Genomic DNA, 12,284 nt, shown 5'->3' with positions numbered 1-12,284 from the left:
TTTGGGACCGACGCGGGGAGTCGGCTACTCCTCGCCGAACACGCCCGCCTCCGCCAGCGCCTCGACCTCCGCCTCGGAGTAGCCGATTTCGCGGAACAGCTCCCGGTTGTCCTCGCCCAGCGTCGGCGGTGCCGACTCGAACCCGCTGTCGGCGTTCGCGTAGTTCAGGGGGTGCTCGACGACCGGCACCTCGCGGTCGCCGTCCGCTACCTCGGTCACGACGCCGCGGGCCTCGGTCTGCTCGTTGTACAGCGCCTCCTCGACGCTCTGGACCGGACCCGCCGGAACCCCCGAATCCTCGACCAGAATCTCCATCCACTCGTCGGTCGTGCGCTCGGCGAGTTCGGCCTCTATCTCGGCTTCGAGCGCGTCCATGTGCTCGACGCGGTCGGCGTTGGTCTCGAATCGGTCGTCCTCGGGGAGGTCGGGCCGCCCGATGGCCTCACAGAACGCCCCCAGAGTTTCGGATTGAGGCACGCGACGTTGATGTGGCCGTCGGCGGTCTCGTAGGTCTGATACGGCGCGAGCACGGGGTCCTTGGTCCCCATCCGGGTCGGCTCCTCCCCGGCGAACACCTTCCCGGCCTGCTTGGTGAGCCACGGGAGGGTGGCGTCGAGCATCCCCAGGTCGATGTACTCGCCCTCTCCGGTCCGCTCGCGCTTGTACAGCGCGTTCGAGATACCGAATCCCGCCCACATCCCGGTGATGAGGTCGGTCTGGGGGAGTCCCACCTTGACCGGCCGCCCGCCCGCCTCGCCGGTCACGCTCATGATGCCGCTCATCCCCTGCACGAGCAGGTCGTAGCCCGGCCGCTGGCTCCACGGCCCGGTCTGGCCGAACGCCGAGATGGCGCAGTAGACCACGTCCTCGTTCACGTCCCGGATGGAGTCGTAGTCGACGTGGAGGCGCTCGGCGGTGCCGGGCCGGTAGTTCTGGACGAACACGTCGGCGGTCTCCGCGAGGTCGTAGAGCGCGGCGAGTCCCTCCTCGGACTTGAGGTCCAACTCGACGCTGCGCTTGCCGTAGTTCACGGTCCAGAAGTAGGGCGATTCGCCGTCGACGAACGGCGGCCCGGAGTGGCGGTTGTCGTCGCCCGCGTCCGGACGCTCGACCTTGATCACTTCCGCGCCCTGATTCGCCAGCATCAGGGTCGCGAACCCGCCCGTGACGAACGTCGAGAGGTCGAGAACCCGGATTCCCTCCAGAATCTTGCCTGTCATGGCCCAGAGAGTCGGCGGAACGGACAAAAACCTTCGCCCCGAGCGCCGGGCCACCGGCCCGCGGGCCGGTGGCCCGGCGCGATTGGGTCCGTCTTTCCTCTGCTTCTCCCTGTCCCTCTCCCTGTCCCTCTCCCTGTCCCTCTCCCTGTCCCTGTCCCTCTCCCTCTGCCTGTCCCTGTCCCTCTCCCTCTGCCTCTCACCGAGCGACCGCCCGGAGGTCGACTCGCCACGGCGACACCATCGCGACCAGGATTCCGGCGGCCGCCAGCAGGCAGACCGCCAGTCCGACGAACGCCGCGGTGTAGCTGGCGACCTCGGCGACGTACCCCACGTAGGCCGGACCGACCGCCCCCACGCCGAGGTAGACGGTCCGGGTCGCGCCCATGTCACCGCCCATGCTCGAATCGGGGAACACCCCCATCAGGAACGTCTGCATCACGGGCGGGAACGACATGAACCCCGCCGAGAACGCGACCACCGCGACGACCACCAGCGGCGCGGCCGAGAGCGCGATGATGCCCCGAGCGCGACCGTCCCGACCACCAGCGCGGCCGTGGCGACCGTCGCGTGGGTCGCCCGGTCGCCCAGCGCGCCCGCGACCGGCTTGACGACGATGCCGACCGCGAACAGCGCCGCGAACGCGCCGCTCGCAAGCCCCGCCGAGAACCCCTTGTCGGCCTGCAGGAAGGCGGGGAGGAAGCCGGTCGCGCCCTGCCACGCGAACGAGAACAGCGAGTAGACCAGCGTGAGGTTCCGTATCTCGGGGTCGGCGACCAGCCGACGCCCCGTGTCGAGGAGGTCCATGTCCACCCGCGCGACCGAGTAGGGCTCGCGACTCCAGAGGTGGAGCATGACGAGCGCGAGTCCGACCAGCGCGACGACGGGCAGGAAGGCGGTCTGCCAGGTCGCGACCGCGAGCGCCGCGACCGCGACGCTGCTCGCGACCGCGCCGCCCGCGTCGCTCGCGGCGGTCTGGACGCCGAACGCCTGCCCGCGCCGGACGACGAACAGGTCGGTTATCAGCGCCTTGGTGGGCGTCGAGAACACCCCCGCGCCGACGCCGACGACCGACGCCGCGACCACGAAGGCGACGTAGTCGCTCGTCACCGCGAACAGCCCGAACCCCGCGACGAGCAGGCCGAGACCCGCGATGAGCAGGGTCTTGCGCGAGAGTTCGTCCGAGAGCCGACCGCCGGGGTACTGCAGGAGCGCGTAGAAACCCCACAGCGCCGAGAGCGCGACACCGGCCTCGAACCGGGTGATGGCGAGGTCCTCGATGATGGCCGGGAGCATCGGCGCGAGCGCGAACCGGCCGACGCTCAGGGCCGCCCACCCGAGCGAGCAGGCCACGAGGAGCCGACCCGCGTAGCCGCCGAACAGTCGCTCGCCGCCGTCCCCGCCGGTGGCCGACATACGCCCTCCGACGGCGGCGGGGCATTTCAAACCTGATTCCGCGGCAGAACGCGGGCCGCCGGAGCGGCCCGCGTTCGGTACCGCGAGCGGGCGCTCGGCGTTCGCCACCGTTCTCGCTCGGCGTTCGCCACCGCTCGCGGGCGGCGATTCGCCGCCCGCGAGCGGTCAGTACCAGTCGGGGTAGTCGTCGGCCGCCATCTCGTCGACGGGGAACCTGGGTCGCCGGATTCGGTCGTAGTCGTACTGGTTCGGGTCGAAGGCCGCCACGCCGGGGCTGTTGACCGTGATGACCTCGCTCGCCATCGGCTCGTAGGCGGCCCGGTAGTGGTTGTTGCTCTTGACCGCGACGACGTCGAGGCGCTCGGGCTGGACGCCGACGTGCCGCCATATCTCGGCGTCGAGGGGCTGGATGCGCTTCTCGGTCAGGATGACGCGCACGCCGTCGCCCTCGCCGCAGCGGAACAGGACCGTCCGGCCGAGGTGGTTCTCGGTCCCGGTCGCCATCGGTCCCGCGTTCCGGAACTCGCCGTCGGTTATCGCCGCCACGTAGCCGTCGGCCTCGCAGATGGGCGGCGTGAAGCTCCCCTCGGCCTTCCCGCCGAGCGTGACGGTGACGCGCTCGCCGACGCCCGCCTCGACGCAGGCCGCGACCGCCTCGGGGTCGTGGACGAGCGCGAGGCCCGCGTTCGTCGCCCCGCGGTCGATGAGTTCGCGCAGGACCGCGGTCTCGTCGCCGGTGCCGCCCCCGCCGGGGTTGTCGCCGCTGTCGGCCAGCACGACGGGTCCGGCCTCCGGGGGGTTCGCGTCGGCGGCCCGCAGCGCCCGACCCACCGCGTCCATCGGGTCGGGGAACTCCCCGACGAACGCCTCGCGCATCTCCCAGAGTTCGGCCGCGAGGTCACGGGCGGCGTGCACTCCGGCCGACTCGTCGTCGGCGACCGCGACGACCGAGGTGCCCATCGCGGGCACGTCGGCCTTGTGGAAGCCCGGGAGGACGTTGACCTTCGCCACGCCGTCGCGGTCCTCGATCCGGCGCGCGGTCGCCATGATGTCGGCCATCGGCCCCCCGCGAGTGTTCTGGAGGGGGCCGAGCGGGAGCATCGGCGGGCGCTCGACGTGCATCGAGTACTCGCGACCCTCTCGCAGCATCTCGACGAGGAGCCGGGTCGCGCGCCGCCCCGTCTCGGCCATGTCGACGTGGGGGTAGGTCTCGAACGCGACCAGCGCGTCGGCGGCTGCGCACATCTCGTCGGTGACGTTGCCGTGGAGGTCGAGGGTCGCGACCACCGGCACGTCGGGACCGACCGCCTCCCGGACCGCCGACAGCAGGGGGCCCTCCCCGTCGGTCCGGCCCTCCGGGACCATCGCGCCGTGTAGCGAGAGCGCGACGCCGTCGAGGTCATCGCCGCGCTCACGGACCGCCGAGAGTATCTCGCCCGCGTAGAAGTCGTAGGCGTCCTCGGTGACGAGCCCGCCCGGCGTGGCGGCCGCGGCGACGCTCGGAACGAGGTCCAGACCCGCCGACTCGGCGGCGTCGAGGATGCCCCCGACCGGGGTGTTGGTCCCCCGGAGTCCGGCGACCAGCTCCTCGCCGACGTACTCGCGGCGGTCGGCGAACGCCGCGCGGTCGGTCGCCCGCACGGCGAAGGTGTTCGTCTCGTGGGAGAACTCCCCCACGAGTACCGTCTCGTCAGTCATTCACTCTCCATTGGCGGGCCGACGATATAAATGTGGAACGCCAACATTCATACGTGCCGACCCGGATGTCGTTCGTATGTCGAACTCCCGGCGGCCGGGCGGGGGCGCGCGAAGCTGAGTCTCGGTCTGTCGCTGCTGTTCGCGGTCGGCGCGTTCGCCTACTTCGCGCTCGGGGGTCACCGGTTCAGGGCGCGATTCTCGGACTCCTCGTCGTCGCGGCGGGATACTGGGAGTACCGCCGCAAGCTACAGGACGAGATGACCGCCGAGCGCTACGAGGCCGAGGCCGACGAAGAGCGTCGGCGGGGCCGGGAGTAGACGGGGTCGAGCGGGGCGAGAGACAGGTCTGAGCGCGTGCGTCGTCCGAACCCGGCGCGGTCGGGTCGCCGCGCGCGGCGACCCGACCGCGCCCCTCTCCGGTGCCCGAACGGCTAAGTCAGGGCCTTCCCTATCCCCGCCGAATGACCGACATCGACGCCGACGGCCTCGCCGACCTGCTCGCCGAACTCGTCGCCCGGGAGACGGTCAACCCCCCGGGCGACGAGGGCGTCCTCGCGGAGTACCTCGTCGAGCGCCTCGACGACTCGCCCGTCGACTTCGACGTGGGGGTCCGGGAGGTCCACCCGGGTCGCCCGAACGTCGTCGCACGCGCTGGCGACCCCGAGAAGGGGAGCCTGCTCCTCACGGGCCACATGGACGTGGTGCCCGCGAACCCCGACGACTGGACGGCCGACCCCTTCGAACTCCGGCGGGAGGGCGACCGACTCGTCGGCAGGGGGACCGCCGACATGAAGGGCGCGCTCGCCGCGAAACTCCTCGCGGCCGAGGCGTTCCTCGCGTCCCACGACGACCCCGGCGAGGTGATTCTGGGGTTCACCGTCGACGAGGAGCGCGGCGGGTCGGGCACCGAGGCGCTCGCCGAGCGCGTCGAGGCCGACGCCGCCATCATCGGCGAACCCAGTCGGTGTCAGGTCGCCATCGCGGAGTACGGCGTCGTGGGCTACGAACTCACCGTCCGGGGCGAGAGCGGCCACTCCGGGCGGCCCGACCGCGCGGTCAACGCCGTCGACGGCCTCCGGAAGGCCCTCGACCGGGTCGAGGCCCTCGACGACGAGGTCCGGACCCAAGAGCACGACTTGCTCGAACCCGGCCCCTCGGTCAGCATCACCGAGATAGACGGCGGGCTCGCGCCGAACGTCATTCCCGACGAGGCGACCGCGACCGTCTTCTGGCGGACGCTCCCGGACATCGACCGCGACCCCGCGGTCTTCGACGACCGCCTCGCAGACGCCCTCGAAGGCGTCACGCTCGACGGGGAGCCCGTAGACGTGGAGTTCGAGCGCTGGCTCTTCAGCGCGGGGTCGGAGGTCGACCGCGACGCCGCCATCGTGCGGGAGACGCTCGACGCCGCCCGCGAGGTCGGAATCGACGCCGAGGTCACCGGCTTCAACGCCGGGACCGACGCGCGGTTCCTCACGCGGGCTGGCATCCCGACGCTCGTGTTCGGGCCCGGAAGCATCGAGGACGACGCCCACACCGTCGACGAGTCGGTCGCGCTCGACGAGCTGGTGGCGACGGCCGAGACGTATCGGGGCGTCCTCGAACGTCGGCTTGGCTGAGTCTCATCGAGCGCCCCGGCCTCGACGTCGTCGTTTCGGACCACCTCTCCCGTGTCCCGTCCCGAGATGTACGCTCTGTAGAGATATGTCTCTCAGTTCATGTAGACGAGAGTGGATAGTATTTCGTCGTTGAACCTCTCAGGTTGCGTATCGGACGTGGCTAATCGATACGATTTTAGACCGTTTCGTCTTCGGATTATCCGCATCGTGTCCGACGATTTTCGGGTTCCCGCCCGCATTACCTGTAGGTAGGATATCCTTTCGTGACCCGCGTCGCCACATCAACAATCATGATTTATTGATATAGTTGGGTTCAATATATTAAACACAACTTATCAGTACTTCCGCAAAACGGTAATATAGTTGTGTGCTGTGTACTGCTCTATGCCGGATAGGCAGATCGACCCGAAGCGGCGTGACTTCTTGGCGAAAGCCGGTGCAACGAGCGGTGTCGTCGGTCTGACTGCGCTTGCCGGGTGTACCGGCGGCAGTCAGGACGAAACAACGACGACCGAGGCCGAAACCACCGAAGGCGGCGGTGACGGTACGGACACCGAGACCGAATCGGGCGGCGACGGCGAAGCGCTGCCGACCTACACCTACGTCAACAACGCCCAGAGCTACAACCCGCCGCGCCACGACGCGATAAACCTCAACGCGCGGCAACTCGGCGACCTCGGACTGGACGTCGACGTCGAGGTGCTCGAATGGGGTACCCTGTTCAACCGCGTCGACCAGGAGTACGACTACAGCTTCTCGACGTGGCACACCTTCTTCACCCCCGACCCGGTGCTGGAGTTCAACAACATGCTCCATTCCTCGAACACCGGCGAGGGCGAGGGCAACTACGCGGGCTACGAGAACTCCGACGTCGACGAACTCATCGACGGCTACATGGCCGAACCCGACGCCGATACCCGTATCGAGCAGGTCCACGAGCTCCAGCAGATCCTCATGGACGACGTGCCGATGATGCCGATCACCCACATGCCGATGCTCGTCGTGTACAACAACGAGCAGACCGGCAACTGGCAGCCCGGACTGGCGCTTGGGTACAACTCCTACTGGACGATGATCAACCTCGAGATGCAGGGCGACGAGTCCGTCCTGAAGGGGTACTGGCCCGAGTCGCTGTCGACCATGAACCCGCTCGGTCACAACGGCGAGAACAAGCACGTCTACCAGTTCACGGTGATGTACGACACGCTCCTGCGACTCGACAACAACGCCGAGTTCAACACGGACGTGAGCCTCGCCACCGACTTCGAGCGCGTCGACGAGACCACGATGGAGTACACCATCCGGACCGACCACTCGTGGCACGACGGCGAGGACCTCACCACCGAGGACGTCGCGTTCACGTTCAACTACATCACCGAGAACGAGGTGCCCTACTACTCCACCCAGACCGAGTACATCGAGGGCGCGGAAGCCGTCGACGACGAGACGGTCCGCATCAACATGTCCGACCCGCTGGGGCCGTTCAACGAGATCGTCGCCACCCAGATTCCGATCATCCCCGAGCACATGTGGGCAGACCGGGAGGACCCGAGCGAGCAGACCATCGACGAACCCGTCGGCAGCGGTCCGCTCCAGTTCGATTACTGGGAGGAGGGCAGCGAGTTCGGGATGACCCGGTTCGACGACCACTTCGCGTCGGTCGACTTCGAGGAGCGCTACTGGCGCATCATCCCCGAGGCCTCGACGGTGTGGGAGCTGCTCAACAACGGCGAACTCAACTACGAGCCGTTCGGCCGCATCGACCGCTCGCTCAACGAGAATCAGGACAACGAACAGATCGGTGTCGAGTCCAACCCCGCGACCTCGTTCTGGCACTTCACCCCGAACGAGCGCGAGGAGGGCCTCGACGACGTGGCGCTCCGGAAGGCGATGGTCGAGACCCTGCCGCGGACGCCCATCGTCGACCAGATCCTGTTCGGATTCCCCGAGCCGGGATTCAACGTCGTCTCGCCCGCGTACGGGCCGCTCCACACCGAGGACGTCACCGAGTACGAGGAGAGCATGGACGCCGCCCGGAGCCGTCTCGAAGAGGCTGGCTACACCTGGAATGACGAAGATTTGCTTCAGACGCCAGAAAGTTAAAAACCCTCAATAGAATCGGGAATAAGATAGACTTTTTAAGGTTGCGACACAGAGGATAATGTGATTCAGTGCCATGGGAAAGGCCAGCTTTGTAATTAGACGGTCACTTCAATTAGTTGTAACGTTCTGGGCCGTGGGCACGGTCCTGTTCATGTTGTTCAGGCTGATGCCCGGCGACCCGACGTCGTTCGTCGTCTCCTCGCAGATGACCGCTGAGGCGCGCCAGCAGATAATCGCGAGCTACGGCCTGAATCAGCCGTTGCACATCCAGTACATCAAGTTCCTGCAGAACGCGGCCGTACTGGACTTCGGCCAGTCGTTCCACTCCAACGAGCCCGTCAAGCAGGTCATCTGGACCTACCTCCCGAACACGCTCGTGCTGATGCTCACCGCGTTCGTCATCGCGTACATCGCGGGCATCACGCTGGGCGTGCTCTCGGGCTGGTATCGGGGCTCGCGGTTCGAGCGTAGCGCGGTCATCACCGCGCTGATGGCTCGCAGCGTCCCCACCTTCTGGGTCGGCCTGATGGTGCTGTGGATCTTCGGTGCGGGCCTCGACGTCATCCCGATGAGCGGCATGACCAGCGCCGGGCAGGGCCACTCGGGCTTCTGGGACAAGATTTCGTCGGTGGACTTCCTTCGCCACCTCGTCGCCCCGGCGGCGGTGCTGGCGTACTACTACATGGGGTATCCGTTGCTCATCATGCGCTCCAGCATGCTCGAAGTCCTCTCGGAGGACTTCATCGACGTGTGTCGCGCGAAGGGGCTCAAGGAGCGGACCATCATGTTCAAACACGCCGCGCGAAACGCCCTGTTGCCCATCGTGACCGCGGCGGCCATCGCGCTCGGCTACGCGGTCGGCGGGAGCGTCCTGATCGAGACGGTGTTCGCGTGGCCCGGAATCGGTCGGGAGATGGTGAACGCGGTGCTACGCCGTGACTTCCCCGTCGCGCAGGGGACGTTCATGGTGCTGGCCGCGACCATCATCATCCTGAACTTCATCGCCGACTTGGCGTACGGCTACCTCGACCCGCGGGTGACTTACGACTAGAACCATGGCACAAGAAGAAAGCACGAGTTCGATATTCACGGACCTCGACGACAGCACCTCGCGCGAGGAGGTCAACAAGTGGCAACGGCAGTTCAGACTGTGGCGCGAGACGCTCGGCGAACACTGGGGGATGCTGACCGACGAGCTGTCGGTGAAGCTGTCGATGCTGACGGTGACGTTCTTCGTGGTCGTCGCCATCTTCGCACCCTACATCGCGACCCACCGGCCGCTGACCCGCCAGTACCAGACCTCCGACGAACTGCTCATCGAGAAGTGGGCCGACCCGGCGATACTGGGCGCAGACAGCGGCTACATCCTCGGAACGACGGCCGAGGGGTTCGACATCTTCAGCCAGCTCGTGTACGGCACCCGCGCCGCACTGATGGTCGGCCTCATCGCGGCGGTGTTCACCGCTGGCATCGGCACCATGGTCGGTCTGGTCGCGGGCTACTACGGCGGGACGGTCGACGACTTCCTGATGCGCATCGTCGACTTCCTGTACGGGATGCCCATGCTCCCGACGGTCATCGTGCTGGTCGCGGTGCTCGGGCCGAGCCTCTGGAACATCATCCTCGCGCTCATCCTCCTCCAGTGGCGCTCGACCGCGCGCGTCATCCGGTCGCAGGCGCTCTCGTTGCGCGAGCGACCGTTCGTCAAGGCCGCGAAGGTCTCGGGCGCGAGCGACTGGCACATCATCTCCAGACACCTCGCGCCGAACGTGCTCCCGATGTCGTTCCTCTACGGGTCGTTCGCCATCGCGTGGGCCATCCTCACCGAGGCGGGCGTCTCGTTCATCGGGCTGGGCGACCCCAACACCGTGTCGTGGGGGACGATGCTTCAGGCCTCGCGGGCGTACTCGGCGCTCCAGTTCGGCGCGTGGTGGTGGTTCGTGCCGCCGGGCGTCTGCATCGGCCTGCTCGTGATCAGCGGCTTCCTCATCGGCCGCGGCTACGAGGAAATCACTAACCCCAAATTACAATGAGTCTACTAGAAGTCGAAGACCTCGAAGTGTACTACGAAACCGAGGGCGGGCCCGCTCAGGCGGTCGACGGGGTCTCGTTCGAACTCGAAGAGGGCGAGAACCTCGGCATCGTCGGCGAGTCCGGTTGCGGAAAGACCACCCTCGCGAAGGCCATCATCGGCATCCTGCCCGACGAGGGCTACGTCAACGGCGGGAAGATAGATTTCAAGGGCGAGGACCTCACCGCGATGTCCGACCCCGAGCGCCGACGCCTCAAGTGGGAGGAGATATCGATGATCGCCCAGTCGGCGATGAACAGCCTCGACCCGGTCTACACCATCCGCGAGCAGATCGTCGAGGCCATCGAGACCCACCGACCGGGAACCGGCCGCACCGAGTCCGAGCGAATCGTGACCGAGATGTTCGAACTCGTGGGACTCGACCCCGACCGGGCCGACGACTACCCCCACCAGTTCTCTGGCGGGATGCGCCAGCGCGCGATGATAGCGATGGCGCTCGCGCTCGACCCCTCCCTGGTGCTGGCCGACGAGCCCACGACGGCGCTCGACGTCATCATGCAGGACCAGATTCTCAAGCGCATCAGCCAGATTCAAGACGAGATCAACTCCTCGATGCTGGTCATCACCCACGACGTGAGCGTCGTCGCCGAGACGTGCGACCGCGTCATCGTGATGTACGCCGGGCAGATCGCCGAGGAGGGGCCGGTCGAGGAGATATTCGAGCGGCCGTACCACCCCTACACTATCGGGCTGAAGCGGGCGTTCCCCAACATCCGGCTGTCCGATCAGGACCTGCTGTCCATCGCGGGCTACCCGCCGGAACTGGTCGACCCGCCGTCTGGCTGTCGGTTCCGCGACCGGTGTCCGATGGCGACCGAGAGGTGCGCCGAGGAGTTCCCCGAACCCCACCACGAGAACGGGCTCCGGTCGTACTGCCACTACGCCGACGAGATAGACGAGGAGTTGCGGCCCTACGCCGACGACCCCGAGACGTGGAACCAGACGGTCGCCGCCCAGCAGACGGTCATCGAGGAGGCAGGTGATGACTGAATGAGCTACACCGACGACTACGCCGACGAGGACGTGCTCCTGCGCGTCGAGGACCTCAAGAAGCACTTCAAGGTCGACGAGGGCTGGATCGCGAGCATGATGAACGCGGTCTCCGGGGGCGGGGCCGACTACGTCCACGCCGTCGACGGCGTGAGCTTCGAACTCCGGGAGGGCGAGACGCTCGGGCTCGCGGGCGAGTCCGGCTGCGGGAAGACGACCACCGGGATGTCGCTCGTGAAGCTCCACGAGCCGACCGACGGCGACATCTACTACGACGACAAGCGGCTCTCGGACGCCAGCGACGCCGAGCTCAAGGAGTTCCGCCAGAACGCCCAGATGATCTTCCAGGACCCCTTCGAGAGCCTCAACCCCCGGATGACGGTGTACGACACCGTCGCCGAACCGCTACGCATCCACGACATCCGCAACGAGACCGCGCGGGTCCGGCGCGCGCTGGAGTTCGCCGAGCTCGAACCCGCCGAACACTACTTCGACCAGTACCCCCACGAGCTGTCGGGCGGCCAGCGCCAGCGGGTCGCCATCGCGCGGGCGCTGGTGCTCGACCCCGACTTCATCGTGGCCGACGAGCCGGTGTCGATGCTCGACGTGAGCCTCCGGGCAGGCGTCCTCTCGTTGCTGGAGCGGATGACCGAGGAGTTCGGGCTCTCGGTCGTCTACATCAGCCACGACCTCTCGCTGTTGCGCCACATGTGCGACCGCCTCGCCATCATGTACATGGGCAAGATCGTCGAGAAGGGGCCGACCGACCAGATCATCGAGGACCCCCAGCATCCCTACACCCAGTCGCTCATCAACGCGGTCCCGGTGCCCGACCCCGACGTGGGCCGCGAGCGCGTCGAACTGCAGGGCGAGGTCGGCGACGTCATCGACATCCCGACCGGCTGTCGGTTCAAGGACCGGTGTCCCGACTACATCGGCGAGGTCTGCGATAAGGTGGTCCCGCCGCTCGAACGCAAGGCGGACATCGACGGCCAGCAGGCGGTCGCCTGCCACCTCTACGAGAGCGAGCAGGGCTTCGACCCCTACGCGCAGCTGGAGGGGACCCCCGCGGCGGCCGACACCGACGACGGCACCGAGTCGGCACCGGCCGACGACTGAGGCCAGCGTTCCCCCTCCCGTCTCTTCCGCG

10 protein-coding genes and 1 pseudogene are annotated in these 12,284 nt (G+C 67.4%); 7 read left to right on the top strand and 4 right to left on the bottom strand.

Going from position 1 to position 12,284, the window contains the following annotated elements; all coding sequences use genetic code 11:
- Positions 1-24: 24 nt before the first annotated feature.
- The 4 genes and pseudogenes from NGM10_RS16015 to NGM10_RS16000 form a co-directional block, all read right to left on the bottom strand.
- A pseudogene (locus NGM10_RS16015) lies at positions 25-1,220 on the bottom strand (CaiB/BaiF CoA transferase family protein).
- Between the two features lie 196 nt (positions 1,221-1,416).
- Entirely contained in the window at positions 1,417-1,674 is a 258-nt protein-coding gene (locus NGM10_RS16010) for a hypothetical protein (RefSeq protein ID WP_253484498.1), read from the bottom strand.
- Complete coding sequence (locus tag NGM10_RS16005; protein ID WP_253484494.1) at positions 1,656-2,633, bottom strand: MFS transporter; 978 nt, start codon at positions 2,631-2,633, stop codon at positions 1,656-1,658. Before NGM10_RS16005 ends, NGM10_RS16010 begins: the two co-directional genes overlap by 19 nt.
- 165 nt (positions 2,634-2,798) lie before the next feature.
- Positions 2,799-4,331, bottom strand: a complete 1,533-nt coding sequence (locus NGM10_RS16000) for a M81 family metallopeptidase (RefSeq protein WP_253484491.1) — start codon at positions 4,329-4,331, stop codon at positions 2,799-2,801.
- 65 nt (positions 4,332-4,396) lie between these two features.
- Here NGM10_RS16000 and NGM10_RS15995 point away from each other — a divergent pair, with 65 nt between their 5' ends.
- The 7 genes from NGM10_RS15995 (at position 4,397) to NGM10_RS15965 (ending at position 12,253) form a co-directional block, all read left to right on the top strand.
- A complete protein-coding gene (locus tag NGM10_RS15995; RefSeq protein ID WP_253484489.1) occupies positions 4,397-4,648 on the top strand; it encodes a hypothetical protein in 252 nt (83 codons plus the stop codon).
- 143 nt (positions 4,649-4,791) lie between these two features.
- Positions 4,792-5,949: a M20 family metallopeptidase gene (locus tag NGM10_RS15990; RefSeq protein WP_253484487.1), complete on the top strand. Its 1,158-nt coding sequence runs from the start codon at positions 4,792-4,794 to the stop codon at positions 5,947-5,949.
- Between the two features lie 384 nt (positions 5,950-6,333).
- Positions 6,334-8,052 (top strand): ABC transporter substrate-binding protein, encoded by a 1,719-nt coding sequence (locus NGM10_RS15985; protein WP_253484485.1) that lies wholly within the window; start codon positions 6,334-6,336, stop codon positions 8,050-8,052.
- Positions 8,053-8,125: 73 nt separating this feature from the next.
- Positions 8,126-9,103, top strand: a complete 978-nt coding sequence (locus tag NGM10_RS15980; RefSeq protein ID WP_253484483.1) for an ABC transporter permease — start codon at positions 8,126-8,128, stop codon at positions 9,101-9,103.
- A gap of 4 nt (positions 9,104-9,107) precedes the next feature.
- The gene (locus NGM10_RS15975) at positions 9,108-10,085 is read left to right on the top strand and encodes an ABC transporter permease (protein WP_253484481.1); all 978 of its coding nucleotides are present in this window, start codon (positions 9,108-9,110) and stop codon (positions 10,083-10,085) included.
- Positions 10,082-11,134: an ABC transporter ATP-binding protein gene (locus tag NGM10_RS15970; RefSeq protein WP_253484478.1), complete on the top strand. Its 1,053-nt coding sequence runs from the start codon at positions 10,082-10,084 to the stop codon at positions 11,132-11,134. The genes NGM10_RS15975 and NGM10_RS15970 overlap by 4 nt, the downstream gene beginning before the upstream one ends.
- The gene (locus NGM10_RS15965; RefSeq protein WP_253484475.1) at positions 11,135-12,253 is read left to right on the top strand and encodes an ABC transporter ATP-binding protein; all 1,119 of its coding nucleotides are present in this window, start codon (positions 11,135-11,137) and stop codon (positions 12,251-12,253) included. It abuts the gene before it with no gap.
- Positions 12,254-12,284 lie beyond the last annotated feature (31 nt).

It is taken from the genome of Halorussus salilacus, assembly GCF_024138125.1.
GTDB lineage: Archaea > Halobacteriota > Halobacteria > Halobacteriales > Haladaptataceae > Halorussus > Halorussus salilacus.
This window is presented reverse-complemented; position numbering and strand designations above follow the sequence as displayed.